This is a genomic window from Bacteroides sp. MSK.18.37, assembly GCF_019129155.2.
In the GTDB taxonomy this organism is placed as follows: Bacteria; Bacteroidota; Bacteroidia; order Bacteroidales; family Bacteroidaceae; genus Bacteroides; species Bacteroides ovatus.
In genome coordinates, this window is sequence record NZ_JAHOIB020000001.1 from 5507854 (window position 1) to 5532609 (window position 24756).

General features: G+C 40.9%; 24 protein-coding genes. 5 read left to right on the forward strand and 19 right to left on the reverse strand.

Features of this window, described 5'->3' with window-relative positions:
* Window positions 1-18 precede the first annotated feature (18 nt).
* The 6 genes from KSX81_RS21250 to KSX81_RS21275 form a co-directional block, all read right to left on the reverse strand.
* On the reverse strand, window positions 19-1449 hold the full coding sequence (locus tag KSX81_RS21250) for a di-heme oxidoredictase family protein (RefSeq protein ID WP_004311875.1): 1431 nt from the start codon (window positions 1447-1449) through the stop codon (window positions 19-21).
* A 110-nt stretch (window positions 1450-1559) separates the two neighbouring features.
* Window positions 1560-2714 (reverse strand): imelysin family protein, encoded by a 1155-nt coding sequence (locus tag KSX81_RS21255; RefSeq protein WP_004300125.1) that lies wholly within the window; start codon window positions 2712-2714, stop codon window positions 1560-1562.
* A 26-nt stretch (window positions 2715-2740) separates the two neighbouring features.
* Entirely contained in the window at window positions 2741-4081 is a 1341-nt protein-coding gene (locus KSX81_RS21260) for a hypothetical protein (protein ID WP_004300124.1), read from the reverse strand.
* Between the two features lie 390 nt (window positions 4082-4471).
* A complete protein-coding gene (locus KSX81_RS21265; protein ID WP_004300123.1) occupies window positions 4472-4834 on the reverse strand; it encodes a DUF2023 family protein in 363 nt (120 codons plus the stop codon).
* A 33-nt stretch (window positions 4835-4867) separates the two neighbouring features.
* Window positions 4868-5374, reverse strand: a complete 507-nt coding sequence (fldA, locus tag KSX81_RS21270; protein ID WP_217725763.1) for a flavodoxin FldA — start codon at window positions 5372-5374, stop codon at window positions 4868-4870.
* 135 nt (window positions 5375-5509) lie between these two features.
* Window positions 5510-6685 (reverse strand): phosphoribosylaminoimidazolecarboxamide formyltransferase, encoded by a 1176-nt coding sequence (locus tag KSX81_RS21275; RefSeq protein ID WP_004303728.1) that lies wholly within the window; start codon window positions 6683-6685, stop codon window positions 5510-5512.
* Between the two features lie 208 nt (window positions 6686-6893).
* Between KSX81_RS21275 and KSX81_RS21280 the strand changes: the two genes are divergently transcribed.
* Together KSX81_RS21280 and KSX81_RS21285 are read left to right on the forward strand one after the other, a co-directional pair.
* On the forward strand, window positions 6894-7598 hold the full coding sequence (locus KSX81_RS21280; RefSeq protein ID WP_004311871.1) for a hemerythrin domain-containing protein: 705 nt from the start codon (window positions 6894-6896) through the stop codon (window positions 7596-7598).
* Window positions 7588-8199, forward strand: coding sequence for a helix-turn-helix transcriptional regulator (locus KSX81_RS21285; RefSeq protein WP_217725762.1), 612 nt, complete (start codon window positions 7588-7590; stop codon window positions 8197-8199). Before KSX81_RS21280 ends, KSX81_RS21285 begins: the two co-directional genes overlap by 11 nt.
* A gap of 543 nt (window positions 8200-8742) precedes the next feature.
* Here KSX81_RS21285 and KSX81_RS21290 read toward each other — a convergent pair.
* The 6 genes from KSX81_RS21290 to KSX81_RS21315 form a co-directional block, all read right to left on the reverse strand.
* Window positions 8743-9390 (reverse strand): acyltransferase, encoded by a 648-nt coding sequence (locus KSX81_RS21290; RefSeq protein WP_004303727.1) that lies wholly within the window; start codon window positions 9388-9390, stop codon window positions 8743-8745.
* Complete coding sequence (locus KSX81_RS21295) at window positions 9342-10289, reverse strand: glycosyltransferase family 2 protein (RefSeq protein WP_008776583.1); 948 nt, start codon at window positions 10287-10289, stop codon at window positions 9342-9344. The genes KSX81_RS21290 and KSX81_RS21295 overlap by 49 nt, the downstream gene beginning before the upstream one ends.
* A gap of 11 nt (window positions 10290-10300) precedes the next feature.
* Entirely contained in the window at window positions 10301-11458 is a 1158-nt protein-coding gene (locus KSX81_RS21300; RefSeq protein WP_004300115.1) for a sugar transferase, read from the reverse strand.
* A 17-nt stretch (window positions 11459-11475) separates the two neighbouring features.
* Window positions 11476-11841: a PleD family two-component system response regulator gene (locus tag KSX81_RS21305; protein ID WP_004300114.1), complete on the reverse strand. Its 366-nt coding sequence runs from the start codon at window positions 11839-11841 to the stop codon at window positions 11476-11478.
* A gap of 234 nt (window positions 11842-12075) precedes the next feature.
* Complete coding sequence (locus tag KSX81_RS21310; RefSeq protein ID WP_004317858.1) at window positions 12076-14460, reverse strand: LruC domain-containing protein; 2385 nt, start codon at window positions 14458-14460, stop codon at window positions 12076-12078.
* Between the two features lie 241 nt (window positions 14461-14701).
* Entirely contained in the window at window positions 14702-15742 is a 1041-nt protein-coding gene (locus KSX81_RS21315; protein WP_004300111.1) for an asparaginase, read from the reverse strand.
* A 208-nt stretch (window positions 15743-15950) separates the two neighbouring features.
* Here KSX81_RS21315 and KSX81_RS21320 point away from each other — a divergent pair, with 208 nt between their 5' ends.
* The gene (locus tag KSX81_RS21320; RefSeq protein WP_004317860.1) at window positions 15951-16307 is read left to right on the forward strand and encodes a hypothetical protein; all 357 of its coding nucleotides are present in this window, start codon (window positions 15951-15953) and stop codon (window positions 16305-16307) included.
* A gap of 184 nt (window positions 16308-16491) precedes the next feature.
* Here KSX81_RS21320 and trpA read toward each other — a convergent pair whose 3' ends face one another.
* The 7 genes from trpA to trpB are packed head-to-tail and all read right to left on the reverse strand — an operon-like array spanning window position 16492 to window position 23016.
* The gene (gene trpA / locus KSX81_RS21325) at window positions 16492-17262 is read right to left on the reverse strand and encodes a tryptophan synthase subunit alpha (protein WP_004303723.1); all 771 of its coding nucleotides are present in this window, start codon (window positions 17260-17262) and stop codon (window positions 16492-16494) included.
* Window positions 17263-17280: 18 nt separating this feature from the next.
* On the reverse strand, window positions 17281-17904 hold the full coding sequence (locus KSX81_RS21330) for a phosphoribosylanthranilate isomerase (RefSeq protein ID WP_004317863.1): 624 nt from the start codon (window positions 17902-17904) through the stop codon (window positions 17281-17283).
* Window positions 17905-17930: 26 nt separating this feature from the next.
* Window positions 17931-18713, reverse strand: coding sequence for an indole-3-glycerol phosphate synthase TrpC (trpC, locus tag KSX81_RS21335; protein ID WP_004303722.1), 783 nt, complete (start codon window positions 18711-18713; stop codon window positions 17931-17933).
* Between the two features lie 48 nt (window positions 18714-18761).
* The gene (gene trpD, locus KSX81_RS21340; RefSeq protein WP_004317865.1) at window positions 18762-19757 is read right to left on the reverse strand and encodes an anthranilate phosphoribosyltransferase; all 996 of its coding nucleotides are present in this window, start codon (window positions 19755-19757) and stop codon (window positions 18762-18764) included.
* A gap of 4 nt (window positions 19758-19761) precedes the next feature.
* A complete protein-coding gene (locus tag KSX81_RS21345; protein ID WP_008651733.1) occupies window positions 19762-20328 on the reverse strand; it encodes an anthranilate synthase component II in 567 nt (188 codons plus the stop codon).
* 45 nt (window positions 20329-20373) lie between these two features.
* Window positions 20374-21780 carry an anthranilate synthase component I family protein gene (locus KSX81_RS21350; protein WP_032846146.1) on the reverse strand — a complete coding sequence of 469 codons (1407 nt, stop codon included), beginning with the start codon at window positions 21778-21780 and terminating at the stop codon, window positions 20374-20376.
* Window positions 21781-21828: 48 nt separating this feature from the next.
* Window positions 21829-23016 carry a tryptophan synthase subunit beta gene (trpB, locus tag KSX81_RS21355; protein ID WP_004303719.1) on the reverse strand — a complete coding sequence of 396 codons (1188 nt, stop codon included), beginning with the start codon at window positions 23014-23016 and terminating at the stop codon, window positions 21829-21831.
* A gap of 359 nt (window positions 23017-23375) precedes the next feature.
* Here trpB and KSX81_RS21360 point away from each other — a divergent pair, with 359 nt between their 5' ends.
* Together KSX81_RS21360 and KSX81_RS21365 are read left to right on the forward strand one after the other, a co-directional pair.
* Window positions 23376-23516 (forward strand): hypothetical protein, encoded by a 141-nt coding sequence (locus tag KSX81_RS21360; RefSeq protein ID WP_004300101.1) that lies wholly within the window; start codon window positions 23376-23378, stop codon window positions 23514-23516.
* 79 nt (window positions 23517-23595) lie between these two features.
* Complete coding sequence (locus KSX81_RS21365; protein WP_004300100.1) at window positions 23596-24741, forward strand: iron-containing alcohol dehydrogenase; 1146 nt, start codon at window positions 23596-23598, stop codon at window positions 24739-24741.
* Window positions 24742-24756 lie beyond the last annotated feature (15 nt).

The window sequence follows — 24756 nt, forward strand, 5'->3', positions numbered from 1 at the left end:
ATATATACTACTTTTAGTTTAAAGTGAATTTAAAAATGCAATCAGCGCATCCCGGTCTTCCTTACTCATATTCTTAAATAAGTTCTTTGATGCTTCTCCTTCTCCGCCATGCCACATGATGGCTTCTGTCAGATTGCGGGCACGTCCGTCATGCAAGAAATAAGTATGTCCGTTGACCTTTTCTTGTAAGCCGATTCCCCAAAGAGGGGTAGTACGCCATTCGTTTCCACGTGCCAGCCCGCTTATATAGTTGTCGTTCAGTCCGACTCCCATAATTTCAGAACCCATATCATGTAATAGATAATCAGAATAAGGGTGAATCGTTTGACCGCCTAACCACGGGAGTTGAGTATTATTTAATAAAACACTACCACGTGTCTTAGTGTGTAAAGTGGTCACATGACAGAGATGACATTTGGCTTTATAGAAGTTCTGTTCCCCTTTGATTACTTGCGGATCGTTTACATTACGCCGGGCGGGAACACCAAGACTTTGCATATAGAGATCTACGTTTTCCATCTCTTCTGTGCTGACATCCAGTTGGTCGTAAGAAAGCCCCATCATGCTACCTTGGTTTACTTGTATTTGTCCTTCACAGATTTCTTCCGGATAGCGGCTGTTGGTAACGCCCATATCACTGGAGAATCCCAATTCTACAGTTAAATCGGCATGTTGAGCTTTGTTGCCGGACAATCCCAGACTTCTCACTCCGCGTTCGGTGATGTAATTACATCGTCCGCTGATTCCATATTCGGGATAATTACTTTTTGCTGCAAGTGCTTCAATTTCAACAGGATCTAGTGCCATCATTTGCCCCATGCCTACATGGCGTAATGGAATACGTACGGTACAAAACAAATCTTCCGGTTTGATTTCTTCGGCATACCATTCAGATATAGTATAATTGGGTTTGCAAAGTGTGTAGGCTTCTCCATCAGGGAAAGAAAATGTCTCGTAAGTGTATTCCACAGACAGTTTGCCTTCCGGTTGCACTCCATAGATTGCCTGGTCATGAAGCACACGTCCATAATCTTGAAAGAAAGCTCCGTTTTTACGGGATATGTAGACTAGCATGGAAGAGAATCCATAGCTGCCCGATCCACCCTCTGTCCATAAAGAGGGTTTGGTACGTCCCGCATTCCGGTGGCAACTGCCGCACGAATAACCGGCATAAACGGGACCAAGTCCGCCGCCATGACCGTTGTTACTTGTACGTACATCGTCATATAGTCTGTCACCTCGGGTGAAACGTACATCGTATGCTCCTGTTATCCAATCTGCAGGCGTGTCATAAGCAACAGACGAATTCAAGAAAATAGTTGATGTTCCGGCTGATAGAGCATAGCCCTCCGGAATCTCGATATCCAATATGTCAATTCCGTCATCATCACAGGCAGAGCATGCCAACAGGCAAAAGAAAGAGAATGAATATTTTAGAAAGTGATTCATTGTTTATTGACTTTGTTTCAATAATATGTTTTAAACATACCAAAGAAGTAAAGGTGGATCATTGAATTCCAACCTTTACTTCTCAATAATATCTTAGCTAAGATAAAGCTTTATTGTACTTTACGTGGTTCACCGTTTTTGTAGAGAAGGAATTCCAATGTGTGGAAACCGCGTACATTTTGTGCCGATTCGACAGCAGCTTCATCATCACCTTCACTCCATTCGAGATCACTCCAACTTTGAGAATTCAGTATTTGTACAATAGCATTCTGATCCAAAGGCCAGCTGTCCATGTTAGGATCAAGTCCCATTTCGTCTACCGGACCGAATAAGAAAGCTTCGCTCTTTTCCCATGGTTCACGGGCAGTGATCCAAGCATCACAAGCTGTTTCAAAAGCACTATTTGACGGATTGTCTGCAAGGACTATTACTGCATTGTAGAGAGCGTCATTTTTTTCTTTCAAACTTTTGTAGGTAGGCACTACTACTGCATCTACATATTGTGTTACTACAGGATTAAGTACTGCGTCCGTATTGATATTGTTGCTATTATTTGCAATATAGGATTTTAAGTCATTCTTCAGTATACTTTCCAGCTCTGCACAAGCATCCATAGCTGCTACCGTTTCGTTACTGGGAATATGATTACGGAAAGGTTGCGGAATATCCTGAATGGCTTTTGCCGCTTTTTGGATAGCATTCTTTATCTTGGTATCTAATGATGAATTAGCACCGGCGATAACAGTAGATAAAGAATTAGCATTTATATTACCGTCTAAAGAACCGTAATATGCATTCCGGATGGAATAAATGTTATTGGTATAGTCATCACGAGAATGCCAGCTGTACCAGGATTCCACAGCATATAATGCTTCTTCAGTATTTCCGGCTTTATACAAGTTGTATGGGTCACCAATTTTGGCAGTACCGACTTCATTGGCAATTTCCGCGCATTTATCCACGATTTCTTCCACACAGCTCAAGGCGCTTGCGTAAGGAGAGCCACTATGAGCCTTGAACAGGGAAGCATAGCTTTCACCTCCTTTATAGCTTGAATTCCATGCGTTGTAGAGATTGGTTGCATCTGTTTTTAGAAGTGCTGCTACATTTCTCATGTAGTTATGCCAGCTTGATGCGTTTTCAGGAGTGTAATCAATATTGGCAGGATCTACTGTTGGGTTGTCATCATCACTGCTGCAAGAAGTTGTTGTGAATGCTAATCCCAATATTAGGGCTGCGACATAAAAGAATTTTGTTTTCATCATATAAAAATTAAATAATTGATTATTTGTTATTTCTTAATAAACCATCCTATATAGGCAATTCCAATAGAAAATTCGTTTTCACTGTTGTATGACTTTGATACGCCAAAAACTTTATTTGTACCAATCTGGCGGGTTGCATAGTCTGCTTTTATCACTAAGTTTGGCAAAGCGTACCAATTTAATCCCGCTGTCCACATACTTACTTGGCAACGTTTTTCCATCGTTTGCCCTTTTTCCCCTTTCTCTTGTGGGTTGTAGTATTCATAGCGGGCAAATGGATAGATTACCGGAATCTTTTTATTGCCTCCGAAGACCGAGCGGATATTAATGCCGGCTTCTGCTGCATAACTTACGGCATTCTTCGCTACCGGAGCCAGACGGCTGTAAGGCGATTTATTGGATAATTTGACATTTGCCTGACTTACTCCTAATGAATTTCCTAAATTTCCATATAAGATATTACCGCGTGCCGTTACATATTTATTGCGATACTGTGCATCTGCGGTGAAGATTCTTATCGGAATTTTTCCATAGTTTGCATAAGTCTGTTCTTTATCAGAGTTGGCTCCTGCATCTGCACAATAATAAAATGATGCACCTACACGTAAACCGGGAACTCCTTTATAATCTAAACGAAATACATACGCGGGAGAAGTGAAGTTGTCTTCCTCAAAGATTCCCTGTTTGCCACTACCTACCCATGTGTTACGATCGAATCCATTAGGGTTCAGGCCTGCTACCACCATAGCTTGGTAATCGAAGCTTGCATACCCTTTTCCGAAAGAACCAAAGATTTCCAGACCATTTTCATGCCAGGTAGAAGGCAAAAGGCTTGTTTCACCTTCCGGGCGTGAAGTTCCGAAGAAATTGATCGGTTCATGGTGTGCGTTAGTCAATCCTACCGGAACAATAATATGTCCGGCACGTACATTGAGGGAGCGGTGAATTAAACGTGTGATGTGAAATTGTTCGATAGCTACTTCACCTCCTTTTTCAACTTCTGTTTCGTATTCACCGTTTTCGGTGTTTTCTAATTCGAAAGCTGTACCTGTTCCACCAGATTCGAACTCAATCTCTGCACCGAGTATCCATTTGGAATTGAACTTATAATCAAAAGCTAAAACGAAACGGGGAATTGAAATGGTATTCCTGTTTTTCTTTGGATTACCATCGTTTCCTCCATAGAAACGGTTGATGCCATAATCTTTAAAATTAGCGACCATTTCACCGTATCCTCCAAAACGGAATTTTGTATATTCTTCTGTAGAAGAAGAATTACTACTTTTGGAAATTTCTTTTGTCTCCTGTGCTGGAATTGTAAGAGAAGGTAGGAGACTAAGAATAACGATTGCTGTTATTTTTCTCATCTTTTTAATAATTTTATCGGCTGCAAAGTTAGATGAGGTTAAGAAATGTGGCAATACCTAATATTAGGCATAGTTGTTTCTTAAATTCAGTATATGTAGGTAATTTTAATCTAAAGAGTAAAAAAAATATAGTAGTAGATAAAATAAAACAGACAAAGGTGTATTTCAGTATGATAATTTTTACTGATATACACCTTTGTCTGTTGTTAGTGTGTAGAGTTGTCTTTATTATTTCATAGTGTCACCGATTTTGTTTGTAATTGAGCGAATCGTTTCTTCTACAACCAGTTTCCTTGAGTATATCTACCATCAGGAAACTACCTTTTCAGAAACGATTCAACTCAGACAAACTACATACAAACAAAGCTAAACTTATGCTAAGGTTATCGCTTAAACTGCCATCTTTATACCTTCTTTTTTACTGCAATATCGTTTGCATTGCTGGCAAAGGTCATATCCCAGCATGGCTCCTAAAATAAAATCTTCTTCAGCAGTCAGTTGGTTTAAAGGACGGATGATGATGTGCCGCATGGCTTCCATACATTCTGCCTTTCCAAAAAACAGGTTGATTTTATTGGTACCTACTTCCTGTATCATATAACTGATCTTTTGATTTTTCAATCGGCGGATGGCAAATTCTTCGTGCTCTTTACTCATTGTGTAAAGTACCATGTTGCGTACGCCTTTCTTAAACTCATAAATATGATTAAGAAAAATTCGGATTTCGCCGGGGATGATTCTTTCAGTTGCCATGATGCAAAGTATTCTTTTTATGTTAAGGTAAAATTAGCTAATTTCTTGTTTCACTTGTTCGGCCCATGCGCTGATACGTTCGTCTGTTTTGCTATCTTCGTTGACTTCGTCAAGTGGAAGACCTACAAACTTACCGTCTACGACGGCAATGGAAGAATCGAAGGTATAGCCTGCAGTATCTGTTGCTCCACAGAATTTGCAGTGGGTATCTTTCAGATCTTCATAAAGAATACCTATTGCGTCACAGAATGTGTCGCTATACGAGTCAGAGTCGCCGCAACCGAACAGGGCTACAGATTTGTGGGATAAATCACACTTCTTTAAAACTTTTACTCCATCGTACCAGTCATCTTGAAGTTCGCCTGCTCCCCATGTGGAAGAGCCGAGCACCAATACATCATATTCATTGACTAATGTCTCTGTTAGCTTGGATACATCAAATACATCTGCCGATGGTACATCTAATTTCTCTGCAATTCGACGGGCAAGGTCTTCTGTTGTTCCTGTTGTGGAACCATAAAATACACCAATTTTATTCATCTTTGATTCGTTTTTAAATGTGACGCTGCAAAGATAGAGGGTCTTAAAGAAATAGGAAATCCCCATTTATAATGGAAGATTTGTCTCCTTCTCATTATAAATGGGGATATATGGAATAAAAAATGGTCGATCTTTTTAATGGTGGAACAAGCGGATGCCTGTAAATGCCATTGCCATATTGTATTTGTCGCAAGTTCCAATCACATGATCGTCACGTACTGATCCGCCCGGTTGTGCAATATAGCTGACGCCACTCTTGTGTGCGCGTTCTATATTATCTCCGAATGGGAAGAATGCATCTGATCCTAAAGCTACGCCTGTCATCGTATCCAACCATGCCCGTTTTTCTTCGCGTGTCAGTATTTCAGGCTTTTCAGTGAAGAACTGTTGCCAGATACCGTCTGCCAGTACGTCGTCATAATCTTCCGAAATGTAAACGTCAATCGTATTGTCACGGTCTGCACGACGGATTTTTTCAATCCATGGCAAGTTCATCACTTTCGGGTGTTGGCGTAAATACCAGATATCTGCTTTATTTCCTGCCAGGCGCGTACAGTGAATACGTGACTGTTGGCCTGCGCCAATACCGATTGCCTGTCCGTCTTTGGCATAACATACAGAATTGGATTGTGTATATTTTAAAGTGATTAAGGCAATGATTAAGTCGCGTTTTGCATCAGCCGGGATTTCCTTGTTCTGCGTAGGCATCTCTTTCAAAAGACTTTCATCGATCTTCAATTCGTTTCTTCCTTGTTCGAAAGTTACTCCGAATACATCTTTATGTTCGATAGGAGCCGGGCGGTATGCAGGATCTATCTTTATTACATTATAGGTTCCTTTTCTTTTATTCTTTAGAATCTCCAGTGCTTCGGGAGTATAGTCAGGAGCAATGACGCCGTCGGATACTTCACGGTTGATGATGCGTGCTGTTTCTTCGTCACAAGTGTCGGATAATGCGATAAAGTCTCCGTAAGACGACATACGGTCTGCTCCACGTGCACGGGCGTATGCTGTAGCCAATGGAGATAGTTTCATGTCATCAACAAAATAAATCTTCTTCAGTGTGTCGCTCATTTCTACCGCAACAGCAGCACCTGCAGGGCTGACATGTTTGAAAGACGCGGCAGCCGGCAGTCCGGTAGCTTCTTTCAGTTCTTTCACTAGTTGCCAACTGTTGAATGCATCCAATAGATTGATATAACCGGGACGTCCATTCAATACTTCGATGGGGAGTTCGCCTTCTTTCATGAAGATACGAGCAGGCTTTTGATTAGGGTTGCAGCCGTATTTCAGTTCGAGTTCGTTTGCCATTTTATTAATTACAAATTACGAGTTACTAATTACAAATTGATAGCGACAAAATTACTAAAAAAAGACTAGCTTGCCTAAAGTTACGCTACAAAATAGTAGCATATAATTAGTATTTGGCTATTTCCGGCGAATTAAAATACCTATAAATGATGATTGCATTTCAGCAAAATATTCCGTTCCTTTGCAGTCTCTAATATAAATAGGTATGATGGATAATTTACAAAAATATAAGCCAACTGATAAGATGATTGATCTCATCAGCGATAATTATTCTTTGTTGCAAGTGATGAGTCGTTTTGGGCTTTCGTTGGGGTTCGGTGACAAGACAGTCAAGGAGGTGTGTGAACTGAATGGAGTAGACTGCCGGACCTTTCTGATTGTAGTCAACTTTATGGCTGAAGGCTTTTCCCGGCTCGATGGAGATAAAGATGATATTTCCATACCTGCATTGATTGATTATCTGCGGCAGGCACATATTTATTTTCTGGATTTTTCTCTTCCCGCTATTCGTCGTAAATTGATCGAGGCAATCGACTGTTCGCAAGACGATGTTGCTTTTCTCATCCTTAAGTTTTTCGATGAATATACACGAGAGGTGCGTAAGCACATGGATTATGAAGAGAAAACCGTATTTAAGTATGTCGATTCATTGATTAAAGGAGTTGCTCCCAAAAACTATCAGATCAGTACATTTTCCAAGCATCACGATCAGGTAGGGGAGAAATTGACAGAACTGAAAAATATCATTATTAAATATTGCCCTGCCAAAACAAATGAAAATCTTTTGAACGCGGCTCTTTTCGACATATATGCTTGCGAAGCCGGACTGGAATCTCATTGCAAGGTTGAGGACTATATTTTTGTTCCTGCTATTCTGAATTTGGAAAGGAGGATTAGGGAAAATGAAAAATAACGAAGTAGTTCGAATAGCTATTGCAGAGGCCTCTGTAATTATTCGTGGTGGGTTGACTGCTGCATTGAAGCGTCTTTCTAACGTAAAAGTACAACCAATAGAATTACTGTCTGTTGAAGCTTTGCACGATTGCGTCCGAACGCAATGTCCCGAGATGTTGATTGTCAATCCTACTTTTGGTGATTACTTTGATGTAGCTAAGTTTCGAGAAGAAATATCCGGTAAAAGAATACGTTTAATAGCGTTGGTTACTTCTTTTGTAGATGCTTCATTATTGGGTAAGTATGATGAGTCTATTTCGATATTCGATGATTTGGAAACTCTTTCTAAGAAAATTGCAGGTTTATTGAATGTGGTTTCCGAAGAAGAAGAGATGGATAATCAGGATACGCTTAGCCAGCGGGAAAAGGAAATCGTCATCTGTGTGGTGAAGGGAATGACAAATAAGGAAATAGCGGAAAAGCTTTTTTTGTCGATTCATACAGTGATTACACACCGAAGAAATATTAGCAAAAAATTGCAAATACATAGTGCTGCCGGTTTGACTATCTATGCTATTGTAAATAAGCTGGTTGCATTGAGCGATGTGAAAGATTTATAGCCTGCGGAAGTGTTATAAAATATAAAACCGTTTGCGTACACGAAAAATATTCGTACCTTTGCAAAGCAGTTGAGAAATTGCTGTTAGTTTATAAGGTAAAAGAAAATATTAAATAAGGTATTAGATTAGACAGTTTAAGGTATTAAAAGTTTTTTAGTTTAGTTCAATAGGATAAGTTTTTAGTAGAAGGTAAAAGGATAACAATAGGTAAGACGTTTTTAGGTAAAAAGAAGATTAGTTTTCAGGAAATTTGAGGTACTATGGAAAAGCCTTTAGGCTTTTCTGATGCAGTGGCGAGTGGTTCTATAAAAAGAATTAGCTCGTTTTTTATTTATATGGGATTTAAGTCTGTGGATTGGATTAAGGTAATAAAAAACAAAATCCCGACGAAATCGCTTCGGCGGGACTCTATTTCATTTTTTACTTAAATGTGGCTACGTAATAAAATTATGACTAATTAATTCAATTCTGATACTGCAAAGATAATGCGTTTCAGAATGTGTCACAATCACCTTTATGAGGTATATTCTGTAGCTATTCTCACTATTTATGGTTAGTAGCAGGTGTTTTCTCTACTTTTTTCCACTCTTTAGTCTCGAAATCGTATGTTTTTATGATTCTAGCAGGGCATCCGGCACATATTGAATAGGGTGGGACGGAATGACTGACTACACTTCCGGCAGCCACTACGCAATGTTTCCCTAAAGTTACTCCCGGTAGAATGACCGAATTGGCACCTACCCATACATCATCTTCGATGACAACAGGCAGTGTGCTGACACCTTGTTCGTCAATCATCTTTTCTGCATCCTGATAATTATGGTTGAGTCCTGTGACCGTTACATTCTGTGCCAGGTTGACATGATTGCCAATATTAACCGGACCTATGATTGTGTTTCTCAATCCGATGCGTGTATAATCTCCGATTGTCAAGTCGCCAACTGCATTATTCAGACAGGAGAAGTCTTCGACAACAGAATATTTGCCCAAAGAGAATCGGTTGAAAGGAGGGAGGTCTTTGCGTACACTCCGATAGATGACAGAACCCTTTCCGCGTTTCAGGTATATGAAATCGAAGAGCCGTATCCACCAATTAGGACGAGTTTTAACGGGATGCATGATAAAACGATGTACAGCCTGTTTTAAGCCGGGGTTTTCTTTAATTCGCTGTTTAAGTGTTTTCTTCTCCATATTGAATGTTTTTTCTTCTTTTTGTCCTCTACCAGATAATCAGGAATTGCCAGGCTATAAGTGATTAATAGACCGAAAAGTGCAATCCACCATCCGAATGATAAGGTCCAATTATATACGGTAATCAACGAAGTCCAAATACTTACGAAGATACATAATTTAAGTGGAGAAGGCGTTAATTGTTGTACGATCCGGTTGCAGAAACTCCAGTTTCCTTCAAATATGGAAGGGAGTAAGTAGGAAGTTGTTTTCCGGATACGTTTCCGGTAAGGACAGGCGGGTGCGGACTGGCAATAAACAATCACATCCGGCAAGTAGTCAATGTATATATTCTGTCGGAATAATTTTCGTTCGATATTAGTCTTAGAACTTTTCATGTTCTTTTGTAGCCATTTTAGGTCGATTGCCATATTAGTCCCCAATAAATTGGATGACAGTCCGAATTGTGTATTGCCGGCTCTACAGAGGCTGTTTTTTATTTCCTCACGTATAGCCCGGAAGCGATTACAGATGCCTTTGCGGTTTTCTACTATCGTATGTAGTTGGATGGCTTGTACACCGGCATCATAGGCATTATATATCTTATTCAGGAATTGCGGAGATAAAGCGCATGCTGTATTGGACAGGAAGAGAACCAGGTCGTATCGTTCCTGGTCTAAACTGTTGATTGTCTGATGTAGATCGCTGTATGTGATAAACTCGTACGCTTCTTCTTTATACATATCCGGAAGAATACTTCCCTCCGGAACGAGAATGGCGCAACCATATTCCTTTTGAGCCTTCGGGTAGGTGATATGTTTGAAATGTGAGGCTATGGCCATCACAAAGAGGTATAGGAGCAAAAGCCCTGTACAGAAGAATACCAGATCATCTATTATGTAGATATAAGAGTCTATCATCTGGAAGGAGATTATACGTTCTCTTTTTGAATGAATGCAGTAACTGTTTTCAGAATAATCTTTATATCCAACCAGAAAGAGAATGTCTTTGCATAGGTGATATCCAATTGCTTGCGTTCTTCAGCAGAAAGTTTACCGGCTTCGCCTCTTTTCTCTACCTGCCATAAACCGGTCAATCCGGCCGGACCCATGAAACGGTCGATGTGTTCATCGCTTGTCAGCAACTCGGCTTCATAGAGTGGGAGAGGGCGGTTGCCTACTATTGACATATCCCCTTTTAAAATATTAATAAGCTGGGGTAACTCGTCAATACTATATTTACGTATAATACGTCCAATCTTAGTTATTCGAGGGTCATTTTCCAGCTTAACGAAAGCATTGCTTTTTTCCTTGGACTTCTTGTTAATGTAGTCTTCTTCGGAGATTACAAAATCGTCAGATATCAAGAGGATTTCTTCTTCATCGATTTCTTCATTCACTTCCGCTTCCGGTTCTTCTCCCCAAATATCCTCATCTTCCTGCTGATATTGGTTAAGGGCATTGAAATCCTTTAAATGCTTGTCGGCATCAGTATACATCGAACGGAATTTGAGGAAGTCGAATATCTGATAATTACTCCCTACGCGCTTGGATTTGTAGATAATAGGACCCTTACTTTCTATCCGGATAGCTAGTGCAGTAAATATTAAGAGAGGAGAAAGACATAATATCGCCATTCCTGAAAAGAAAATATCAAAAGTTCTTTTCCATAAAGGCAGGCGGAAAGCATTTATATTTTGTGCTTTAAGTTGAAGTGCCTTTATTTTCTGATCTTTTCTTCGTTTAAGGAAAGTTGATAAATCTTTTAAAGCCTCCTGGCTTGTTTCATATTTTATCGTATTGTTGATACCGGCTTTAAGATATTCGGATGCTTCTTCCTTAGATAAGGAGTCGATAACGAGTACCATATAAAGCCCCGGATACTTTTTACGCATGTATTGGATATCTGCAATATCTTTGGATATGTTCACTTGTTCGAAAAATAGAGCTGCGTCATATTTTTCGCGTATTTTCTCCAATACTTTGACAGCTTTGCTACAATTGGGTGCAGCATAGAATACCCCAATACTTAGTCGGGAGAGTAGTTCTATTGTTTTGCTATCTCTGCCTATATAAACAAAATATTGCATGTGTAGAAGACCCGGTATTAGTCAATAATCTTTTTGATTCGGATTTTGAGTTCCAAAGGGTTGAATGGTTTCAGGATATAGTCTTCTGCTCCTTCTTCCAATAGTCTGATTCTTTCCGTTGTACTTTCCTCACTGGATAACATAACGATAGGAATTGACTTGAATAATTCATTGTTCTTCATGTATCTTAAGAATTCATCCCCCATCATGAGAGGCATACGAATGTCTGAAATAATGAGGTCAGGTACATTGCCTTCATTAAGCCATTCTATTGCTTTGATGGGATCTTCCAAATAGGTAAAATCATACTCTTTTCCTAGATACACACCGGCCACTTTTCCGATTGTCGATTTATCGTCGACTAGTAATATTTTTTTCTTCATACGAATAGACCTTTCTATCGCTTGCTTTGTTATTTGATTTATAGATTAAGATTGTTGTCACATAATATTTGTGATACACTGCAAATATAGATATTATTTTAGAATAATCCCCAATCAGGAGAGTAAAATTCGTGATATATCTTTTTTTTCTATTAATTGCAACTTACAGCATCTTAATGAAAAAACACGGATTCCATAAAAACTGGAATCCGTGTTAAAGATTAATTGTTAGGCTTATTTATATACTCTTGATGAATCAAAAGTTTTCCACCATTCTTCATTCTTAGTACCGCCACTGGTCACCCAACTTTCGAATAACGAGTAAGCTGATTTGATATTCACATATTCCAAAGGCCATTTGAAGTCTGTCGGAACCATGATTCCCCATGCCAGGTTATCTTTGCTGATGTAATATCTCTTGCGGGAAGTAGAACTATCGTCGTTGTTGCCTCCGAACAAGTCGGTATTTGCCAACTTAGTTGGTTGATAACCGACAATATGAATCTCCTTACGCTGGTTTCTGTTTCCTTCTACGAAAATGAAAACATTCAGTTTATTGATATTAAGCTCATCCACAGAGATAGGATTGCTGAACTTTATAGTGAAACTGATATTTTTAGGACTCGTATTGGCAGAGTGACCTGCAATCGTATTGATCTGTTCGTAACGGTCTCTTCCCAATGCTTTGTGAGCATCGTCAAATAATGGAATAACCGCATAGTCCTGTCCGTTCTCAATCAGATTACTATTCACATTGAAACCTTTAAAAAGAGAGTTGTCACTGAATTCCACCGGCTGCGTAATGGCACTGGCAGGAACACCGTCCAGCATGATAGCAGCTCCAATACTCTTGGTAGCTCCGGCAGCCGATAAATCAAGACTTAACGTGAACTCTTCTGCCTTATTGCTCTTATTGATGGAGATCTTTCTTTCCTTGATAATCAGAACAAGGTCGTTCATATCGTAATCCCCATATAAAGGCCATTGGTCTTCAAACAGATAAGCATAATTGCGATTATCATCCATGATGATCGGGAACTTAGGATCTTCAGGATCTCCTCCTTCATTTCCACCATTTTTAATTCCTGTACAAACATCGATGATGACTTTAGAGTCTCCCATTTTGGTGAAGTATGGGCCATTCAGTACATGGAAGTTTTCCCACCATTGGTTCTTTTCAACGTGGCTATCACATTCAATAACCAAATTTCCATCATATGTGAAACCTTGTCCGGTGATAACCGGTGATTTTATCATAGAAGTATTTTCGCCTTTTCCATAAAACTTGGCATAACCGGGAGGTATGCTGATACTTGTCGTAGCATCCAGCATAGAACCATCACTTAAATTTACTGTTCCATTAACAAACTCCATTTTAGGAGCTTTCAAATATCCTTGAGTAAAGTTAAACGTCGCTCCGTTGGCATAGAAAGAAGTCGTTGCTTCCATGCTACAAGCGTTGTTGACAGTCGTATTGGTGAGACTGATGGTTGTAAACTTCATGATGTTGTTGTTGGTAGCAACAGCGTCGGAATTTGCAATTAATTTCTCTCCATAAATCTCTCCGTTATTTTCCAAAGAGAAATTAGACGGCAGATTTAATTCTCCTTCCAAACTGATTTTATTGTCATTTACAATTTTCGTATTGGAATTGATTGAGATATTCTTGCTGGTTATGGTTCCTTTGTTGTAGAGTGTTGCACCGGAATGTAGTGTCATTGTGTTCGCTACAGTCAGTGCACCCCAGTTTCTTAATGCAGCAGGCGCTCCATTGGTGAATGATATATCCTCTGCATTCACTTCTCCCTTTTCCATAATGGTCAACATGGAGTTTCTAATGAACGTCATGGTTCCTGATGCTTCAATTTTAGCATTATTCATCACAATGATTTCAATACCGTTTTGGAATTGGAATGTTGCGGGAATCGTCCATTTAGCATCTACATAAACTTTGGTTGCAATTTCACCGTCATAACCGTCAAACTTGAATGTGCCGGCATAGTCAGAGGTGATTTTGTAAGAAGCATCACGCAGCAAAGTGGTTCCTGACATTTCAGTCACTTCTTTTGCATTAGCAGGTATGGAATAGTAATCCGGCTTTTCAAATGAAAGGCCTCTTGTAGCAGCGGCACGACTCATCAACGCTCTATTTTGTGCAGTAGATCCTGCATAATAGAGTTTACAGGTAATATTATCGCTGTTTTCCGGCACATCGAACTGATATACCTGTTCACGTCCTCTAGGGTCGGTTTGCTTCACATAAATACCCTTTTGAGTTGGCAGCAGACTGACAGCGGTTGTAAATTTAAAGTTGTTTTCTTTATTAGCTGTCCTTGCAGCGAGCACGGAAGCGCTTTCATTAGTCAAAGGATCTTCTGCATATATTTCAACTAAATAAGCAAATAGTCCTCCTTCTTCATCTTTCACTTCGACCGAGACATTTTTAGTGGTTATCATGTTCCAATCGATATCATCGGGAGCAGCAAAGCCATCTCCCATCGGGTTAGGTGTTTCGTAAGACGGATCATAGAGATCCTTTCCAGAGTCAACACAACTAGACATAGTACCTGCCATCGCTATTGCAATGATGGGTACAAATTGAATTGTTTTCTTCATCATAATGTATTATTGCTTGATTGTTTGTAACCAAATCCATCACAAAAATAACTGCATATCTTTTATTGGAAATGTTTTTTCTGTTATTTTATGGAGTGAAAACAACTATACTTCCGTTTTGGTTCTTCTTTGGCTCTTTTAGGTTTGATTCGGTCTTGATGATGATGAAGAGAAATCCCCTGATTTTCACTTTTATACAACTGTTTAAAATGAAAATCAGGGGGTTACAATAGATGGATTTAACTTAAGACTTGGTGATTTCTCCTATTAAGCAGGAGTTCATTTTATATCGGATATCCTTGTTGGGTAATCCATGTCCCAATAAAAACATGAGCTTTGTTATGGCACATTCGGGGGTACTGTCATATCCACTGATTACACCTGCTTCCAGAAGATGCATTCCTGTTTCGTAACGTCCCATTTCTACTGCTCCGGAGGCACATTGTGTAATGTTGACAATGATAATTCCACGATCGGTAGCTTCCTTTAGTTGGCGGATGAACCATTCTTTTTGCGGAGCATTTCCCGAACCGAAGGTTTTCATGACAACCGCTTTCAATCCCGGAACATGAAGCAGAGAAGTCACGATACTCTCTTGAATGCCCGGAAAAAGCGTTAGAATAACTACATTGGTGTCAAACAGGTAATGCGGCTTTAACGGTTTTGTCGGGTCTGGTTTTCGAATGAGATTAGGCTCATATTTAATGTGGATACCTACCCGTGCCAATGGCGGATAATTGAAAGAGCGGAAAGCATTGAAATTCTCCGCATTGATTTTGGTGGTACGGTTGCCACGCATCAAATGATTCTCAAAGAAAATACAAACCTCCGGAACAATGGCTGTACCATCCGGATTTTTAGCTGCTGCAATTTCGATGGCTGTGATGAGGTTTTCCTTTCCGTCTGTGCGCAAAGTCCCGATCGGGAGCTGGGAACCTGTGAGGATGACAGGTTTGCTTAGATTTTCGAGCATGAAACTTAGTGCAGAGGCAGTGTAAGCCATTGTGTCTGTTCCGTGAAGGATGACGAAACCATCGAAATAATCATAATTGTAATTGATGATCTTTACCAGTTTTGCCCAGTAAGCAGGTTCCATGTCCGAAGAGTCGAGAGGGGGATCGAATTGGTAGGAGGAAATGCGGTAGTTGAATCTTTTCAGTTCGGGGACGTGCTTAAGCAAATGATCGAAGTTGAAATTTTCTAAGGCACCTGTTTCCGGATTCTCTATCATTCCGATAGTCCCACCCGTGTAAATTAACAAAACGGAAGGAGTTTCTGCTCTCATAATTGTTGAATTACTGTTAAAACATTGGCAAAGATACGGATTAAATGCGAATAATGAGTGCTAAACGACGAATTATATAAAGTTGGAAGGACAAGACTATAAAAAATATCTATGTTGCATTTTTGCGATATGTAGTATGAAAAAATGTCCCCATCTTTGGGGCAGGTTGGACGAAGTGTCCGGCTTTAAATAAAAAACGAAAGAGAAAATGAAAAATGACCGGTATTTTCCGTTAGAAATCTGTTTTTGGGCAGGCGACAATTTGAGCGTCATGATGTATCAGATAGGGGGAGTGCAACTTGTAGGGATTTATGTGTTGTTGCTGTATCTGTGTGCAAAGAATGACTACAGCAAATCAGTGGTTAATAGTATGCAAAAACCAGTGGAAAAAAGTGCAGTGGAAAAAAACTCTGAAACGCCGATGGATAAAGGGCAAAAACCGAATGAAACTCAAGAGAGTAGAGTAGAAGAGAAATATTACTACTGTTGTAAACAACAGCAGCAATATTGGCGAGGAAAGGAAGACTGCTGCTGTTGTTGTTCGGACTTCGGATTCGGTGAATGACAGGGGCAACGAGATTGTCAGCCCACGCCTCGATCCTGTTCAGTCCACGTCTTGTTTTTGTTCAGCTCACGGCTTGTCTCTGCTCGTCCCACGGGTGAAGTACGGCCTCCCCACGGCTTGCAGAAATAGCCCCACGGTTTGCGGAAATAGCCCTGCGGCCTGCGGAAATTTTCATCCGAGGCTCTTACTTCAGGGCTTCTTTCAGTCTGGTAATCGCCTTTTCCGGGTCTTTTTCTTCTTCGAGCAGAGTGACGAACTTACTGCCGATGATAGCTCCGGAAGCGTGTTCGCAAGCTGCTTGGAATGTTGCTTTATTGGAGATACCAAATCCCACCATCAACGGATTGTTCAGATGCATACCTTCAATCTTTTTGAAGTAAGCCCGTTTTTGTTCGTTGAAATCTTGTTGCGCTCCGGTGGTTGCTGCTGATGAAACCATATAAATAAATCCGTCGGTATGTGTATCTATCTCGCGTACCCGTTCTTCGCTGGTTTCCGGTGTGATGAGCATAATCACTCTGATGTTATAGCGTTCGGCAATGATACGATAATGTTCTTGGTAATCACGGAAAGGGAGATCAGGGATAATGACGCCGTCGATACCACATTCCACACATTTACGGCAGAAATTCTCAAATCCGAATTGCATGATTGGGTTTAAATATCCCATAAGCACAAGTGGGATTTTTACGTCCTTGCGAATATCCCGTAATTGTTCAAAAAGAAGTTTTAGAGACATACCATTGCGCAATGCCTGCGTAGCGGCATTCTGAATAACAATGCCATCTGCCATCGGATCACTGAAAGGAATGCCGACTTCAATCATACTCACTCCGTGCTTTTCGAGCGTGCGGATTACATCAGCGGTACCATCCAAAGTAGGAGTACCGGCACAAAAATAAATAGAAAGTATGTCTTTCTTGTTGCTATTGAAAAGTTGATTAATTCTATTCATGACGTTGGAATTTTTAGATTATGATTTTAATTCGTTTAAAAATGTCCGGATACGCTCCGGATCCTTTTCTCCCGGTTTCAATTCAAAACGGCTGTTGAGATCGTATCCGGCAAGCCGGGGATGTTTAAACTCTTTCAGGGCATTGGCACTGTATGAGTTAATGCCTCCGCTCAATAGGAAGGGTACATGTCCATTGTACATATCCAGGATACTCCAGTCGAATTGATTTCCCGAACCACCATATTGTTCGCATTTGGTATCGAACAGAAAAAGATCACAGACTTTTTCGTAGTCATATACCTTTCTCAAATCTTTGGGACGGTCTACTGAAAAAGCCTTGATGATTTTCAATCCAGTGGAATGTAAGGACCGGCAGTATTCGGGCGATTCATTTCCGTGGAGCTGTACATAATTCAGTCCGAAACGATCAGCATACATGCTGATTATCTGCTTGTCTTCGTTGACGAAAACTCCGACACGTCGGGCATGAATGGGCAAGTAAGCCGGAAGCTCGTAGACATATCGGGGAGATTTAGGATAGAAGATGAATCCCAGCATATCTATGCCTTCGATAGACTCTACGTCCTGTATGTTTTCAGCTTCACGCATACCGCATACTTTGATAATTTTTCCGTTAATCATAGGGCTGTCCGTTTTGAATAATTAGTTTATTGGATTGCTTGCAGGAAATTCTGTAAAGTTTCTCCCGGTTGCTGTGTTTTCATAAATGTTTCACCGATCAGGAATCCACGGAATCCGGCTGCCCGAAGTCGGTTTACTATTTCCGGATCGGAGATGCCGCTTTCGGATACCAATACAGCATCTTGGGGAAGCTGTCCGGCCAAGCGGAAAGAGTTTTCTACATCAGTGAAGAAAGTACCCAGATTACGATTGTTGATTCCTACCATATCTATTTTCTTGTCGATGTATATTAATTCCTCGGAGCTATGAATCTCCAGAAGAACTTCCAGACCTAGTTCATGAGCTTTTTCTGCAAGTTCATTACATTTCTCCGGTTCTAATGCGGCTGCGATAAGAAGTACGGCATCGGCACCGACAATTTTGGCTTGATAAAGCTGGTATTCGTCAATGATGAAGTCCTTCCTAAGAATGGGGATCTCTACCAAAGGGCGTGCAGTGCGGATGTCCTTCAGGCTTCCTCCGAAAAATTTCTCGTCGGTGAGGATGGAAAGGGCAGAAGCTCCTGCTGCTGCATAGGAGGGAACAATTTCTTCCGGGCATGCTTCTTCCTTTATCCATCCTTTGGATGGAGACCGACGCTTGAATTCAGCGATAATACCCGATGCAGATGAGGCTAATGCCTGCTTCATAGAACGAGAGGTCGGAACTTCGCTGATACCTTCCTGTAATTGCTCGATGGAGATAGCCTGCTTTTGCAGGTCAACTTCAAATCGTTTGTTTGCTATAATCTCTGATAATATATCTTTCATTGATGTGGGATTATTAATTGTAAATGATGGATTTGCAAAAATAAAACATTAACTGTTCAATTCAATGAATTTTTTTAGGGTAGCTAATGCGCGTCCACTTTCCAATGACTCTTTGGAGAGAGCAATACATTCTTCAATAGTCTTCTCCGGACAAATCACATGGATGGCGAAAGCTGAATTGACTACCACTACATTTTTTTGAGCTTCTGTAGCCGTGTTATTCATGATCTGGTCGAAAATCTTAGCTGCATCTTCCGGTGTTTGTCCACCATCCAGGTCAGTTTCCTTATAGCGGGAGAATCCGAGACTCTCGGGAGCGTAAATCTTTTCATGATCGCTGGTCGCCACTTTAAACTCATTTGTCAGAGAGATTTCGTCATATCCGTCGAGACTATGAACAACGGCAAATTTCGTCTTGCTTTCCTGATAAGTATAGGTATAGAGGCGAAGTAACGGGAGGTTGTAAACTCCTAAAAGCTGATAGGCCGGTAATACCGGATTAACCAACGGACCGAGCATATTAAAGAAAGTGCGCACTGCCAATCCTTTACGAACCGGAGCAACTGCCTTTAATGCCGGATTGAATAAAGGAGCATGCAGATAGGCAAGATTACATTTCTCCATGCTACGGCGCAGTTGATCGACGTTACTGGTGAACTTTACACCGTGTTGCTCCATTACATTACTGGCACCGCTGACTGATGTTGCTCCGTAATTACCATGTTTCACAACCGGGAAACCGGCTCCGGCAACAGTAAAACAGGAAGCTGTAGAAATATTAAATGTATTTTTTCCATCACCTCCGGTTCCTACGATATCTATCGGAGCAAATTCACTTAAATCAACCGGAATACGCATTTCAAGCAATGCATCGCGGAAACCGCATAATTCTTCCACAGAGATATTACGCATCAGAAAGACGGTAATTAAAGAGGCTACCTGTACATCATTATATTTTCCTTGTGCGATGTTCTGTAAAATGGTGCGAGCCTCATCGCGTCCCAAATATTGATGTTCGAAAAGTTTGTATAGAATCTGTTTCATAAGTTTAATCGTTTAAGAAGTTTTTAATAATTTCTTTTCCTTGCGGAGTTAATACTGATTCGGGATGGAACTGAATACCATGTACATTGTAGGTCTTATGGCGGATTGCCATGATTTGTCCTTCCTGACTTTCTGCCGTTATTTCCAGGCAATCGGGAAAACCTTCCCGGCTGACTACCCAGGAATGGTATCTTCCAACAGGGATTTCTTTTCCCAACCCTTCAAAAAGCAAATCCTGGTGAAGGATGGTAATCGGAGTCTGTACCCCATGATATACTTCTTTGAGATTTTCCAGACGTGCTCCGAAAGCTTCGCCGATGGCTTGATGACCGAGGCAGACACCCAGAATGCTTTTGGTCGGAGCATATCTTTTAATAATAGGTAATAGCAGTCCGGCCTCTTCGGGTATGCCCGGTCCGGGAGACAGGATGATTTTATCAAATCGGTCTACTTCATCAAGCTCTATCTGGTCGTTGCGAACTACTTCTACATCTGTAGCCCCTAATTCTTTCACTGCGTGCAGTAGGTTATAAGTGAAAGAGTCGTAGTTATCTAAAAGTAATATTTTCATTTTTATTGTCATTGTAAAATGGTTGTTCAAATACTATCTCTGCTTTCAATTTTTTAATTTGACAGCTAAATCAATCGCCTTTTTCAGTGCTCCCAGTTTGTTGTTCACCTCTTGCAGTTCATATTCATCCTGACTGCGTGCTACAATACCTCCTCCGGCTTGGAACCAGAGTTCATTGTTGCGGCTTACAAAAGTACGGATAGTGATAGCCTGATTTAATTCGCCGTTCAATCCGATAAAACCGATACAGCCACCATAGGCTCCACGATTATGTGGTTCGATTTCGCTGATTAACTGCATAGCGCGTACTTTGGGAGCACCGCTTAATGTGCCGGCAGGAAACGTATCAATAAACGTTTTTATTTTATCTGCACCCTCATTCAACATACCGCTGACACGGCTTACCAGGTGAATGACATGACTATAATATTGTGGTTCCTTATAGAATAGTACGCGTACATCATGACAATTACGGGAAAGGTCGTTTCTGGCAAGATCAACCAGCATGACATGCTCTGCATTTTCTTTAGGGTCAGCCAATAAAGCTTCTGTCAGTTCCCGGTCTTTTACTACATCTCCGGTACGGCGGGTAGTTCCGGCAATCGGATCGATGTAAGCACGACCATCTTCGATTTTGCAATGTGTTTCCGGTGAAGAACCGAAGATGCGGTATCCTCCGAAATCGAAGTAGAAAAGATAAGGAGAAGGATTGATGCTGCGGAGTGCGCGGTACACTTTGAAATCATCTCCGGCATAAGGTTGGATAAATCTTCTGGAAAGTACGATTTGGAAAACATCTCCACGCATACAGTGCGCGATTCCTTTGCGGACATTGGCTTTATGCTCCTCGTCGGTGATAGGGCTGGTAACGGGACCTGTTACAGAGAAGTTGTAAGAAGCATAATTCCGGTTTTCGATGGCTGCTTCCAGTTCCGGTAAGCCGCTTTCTTCTCCTTCGGACAACATTTCAACGAGTGTCAATTCATTTTTGAAATGATTGAAAACAATGACGTACTTATATAATATGTATAGCAAATCCGGAGCGTCATTTTGCTCATCGTGACTTTCTTTCACCGGGATGTGCTCGAAGTATTTCACAGCGTTGAACGTCGTGTATCCGTAAAGTCCACATACATTCTTATTATCCCCGGTCACCTGGAATTGATTGATAAACCGGTTCATGGCTTTTTCTACATGGAAGGTTTTTGTCAGGGGGTCTTCCGTGCGGCTGTTATCGGGATAGTTGGCAGTGACAATGCCGCCGTTTATACCGATACTTGCCAGGGGACAGAGGGCTATAAATGACAAGGAATTTTCTCCGGCATGATAGTCGGAACTTTCCATTAATGCAGATTGCGGATACATGTCGCGCACTTTCAGGTAAATGCTGACAGGAGTATGCATATCTCCGAGCACTTGTTTGCTATGAGTTGTATAATTAAATGTTTTCATTTCTATAATTGCTTGATTATTGATTACGAATGATGGTTTACTAATTACTTATTGCTGTTCATTAAACGATAAATAGGTTTCAATATCTTTGTCTCCTCGTCCTGAAACAGTCAATACAACGATATCTTCCGGTTTGAACTTCAATTTTCTCAAAGCTCCTAATGCATGGGCGGATTCCAGTGCAGGGATAATACCTTCGAGTTTAGTCAGTTCGTAAGCGGCTTCTATTGCTTCGTCGTCATTGATTGCCAAAACGTTGGCACGTCTTTGTGCGGCAAGATTGGCGTGTATCGGACCAATGCCCGGATAATCCAGTCCGGCGGAAATCGAGTAAGGCTCTTCAATCTGTCCGTCTTCGTTTTGGATGACGTAAGTACGCGCTCCGTGGATAATTCCCATTTTACCGAGTTGGATGGTGGCGGCGGTCATTCCGGTTTCTATTCCTTTACCTCCGGCTTCCGCCAGAATGATGCCTACCCGTTCATCATTGATATAATGATAAATCGTTCCGGCAGCATTACTTCCTCCTCCAACGCAGGCTATCAGATAATCCGGATAGTCACGTCCTTCTTTTTCTTGCAGTTGTTTTTTTATTTCTTCGCTGATAACAGATTGCAGGCGTGCCACCATATCAGGATAAGGATGAGGGCCTACGGTAGAGCCGATAATATAATAAGTGTCGGCAGGATGGCAACACCAGTCGCGGATCGCTTCGTTGGTTGCGTCTTTCAAGGTCATGTTTCCGGAAGTAACGGGAATAACGGTAGCTCCCAGCATTTTCATTTTCTCCACATTGATATGTTGGCGTTCTACATCCGTCTTTCCCATATAAACGATACATTCCATATCCATCAACGCACATACGGTAGCTGTTGCTACTCCATGTTGTCCGGCTCCGGTTTCGGCGATGATGCGTTTCTTTCCCATGCGGCGTGCCAGCAAGATTTGTCCGATGGTGTTGTTGATTTTGTGTGCACCGGTATGATTCAGGTCTTCCCGTTTCAGATACAACTTGCAACCATACTTTTCGGAAAGGCGTTTTGCCAGATAGAGTGGGGAAGGGCGTCCTACGTAGTCGCGTAATAATTGCTCAAATTCCTTTTTAAACTCTTCGCTTTCAATCACTTCGAGGTACTTGTTTGTCAGTTCCTCAACACATTTGTGGAGGATTTCCGGTACATAAGCACCACCGAATTCTCCGTAATAGCCATCCTGGTCAACTAAAAAACTTTTCATAATCCTATCTATTTTTTATGTTATTATCTAAATCTGTTCGAAAATGGGCAAATAAAAAGAGCCCTGCCGCAAGTTGCGACAGGGCTCTTTCAAATCTGTTATATCTTTAATGAGGTATATACATACGAGCACTGCTCCCTTACGACTGTCGGAGTTGTAACGGGTGCCACCACCAATATGTATTTACTAACATTGTTCTCATTGTCTTTTGTAATTTTATGGGGGCAAATATAGACACTTTGTTTGAAACAGCAAACAAAAAATGACTTTTTTTCTCTTTTGCCTTCATTTTTCTGATATAGAACAATTTTCAACCTGAACTGTTCTTATAAATATTGAATATTTAAACAAAAACAATTATGAAACAGAGAAAAGTTTTAGTAGGTATCGCTATTGCCATTTTCATTATATTATTATTGTATTGGTTATTGGTAGCAGAGGATATGAAACCCTGGTTGTCGGCTATGGTTCCTTCCGTGGCACAACAATTCTTCGCTTGATTCTGACAGGGTTCGGATAAATCATATATCTTTGCAAGGATAGTGACTAATAACCAAAATAATAACAATAGACTAAGATATGGAAAATTTTATTTTTCAAAATCCCGTGAAACTGATAATGGGAAAAGGGATGATTGCTCGGTTGGCTAAAGAAATACCGTCCGACAAGCGTATTATGATTACTTTTGGCGGTGGAAGCGTGAAGAAAAACGGAGTGTACGATCAGGTAAAGGAAGCATTGAAGAATCATTTTACAGTAGAATTCTGGGGAATCGAACCCAATCCTGCCATTGAAACTCTCCGTAAAGCTATTGCTTTGGGAAAAGAAGAGAAAGTAGATTATCTGCTGGCTGTTGGTGGTGGTTCCGTTATTGACGGTACGAAATTGATTTCCGCAGGAATCCTGTATGATGGTGATGCCTGGGATTTAGTACTTGCCGGACGTCCAGTCACTCATACTGTACCTCTTGCCACTGTATTGACTTTGCCCGCTACCGGTTCGGAGATGAATAACGGGGCAGTTATTTCCCGTCGTGAAACAAAAGAGAAATATCCTTTTTATGCTAACTATCCAATCTTCTCTATTCTTGACCCGGAAGTAACTTTTACCTTGCCTCCTCATCAGGTGGCCTGTGGTTTGGCTGATACCTTTGTTCATGTGATGGAGCAATATATGACTACTCCCGGGCAGAGCCGCATTATGGATCGTTGGGCGGAAGGCATTTTACAAACTTTGGTAGAAATAGCTCCGAAAATCCGTGAAAACCAGCATGATTATCAACTGATGGCTGATTTTATGCTTTCGGCTACAATGGCATTGAATGGATTTATTGCTATGGGAGTGTCGCAAGACTGGGCAACTCACATGATTGGCCATGAAATTACTGCTTTGCACGGATTGACACATGGTCATACGTTAGCCATTGTTCTTCCTGCCACTTTACAGGTGCTTCATGAAGAAAAAGGAGATAAACTTTTGCAGTATGGTGAAAGAGTCTGGGGAATTACTTCCGGTACGCGAGAAGAACGGATTGATGAAGCGATTTGTCATACCGAAGAGTTCTTTCGTTCGCTTGGGCTGACTACACGTTTGCATGAAGAGAACATCGGACAGGATACTATTCTGGAAATCGAACGCCGATTCAATGAACGTGGTGCTAAATATGGAGAGAATGGAAATGTAACGGGTGCTGTTGCCCGCAGGATATTAGAGACTGCACTTTAAGCATACTCTTACATT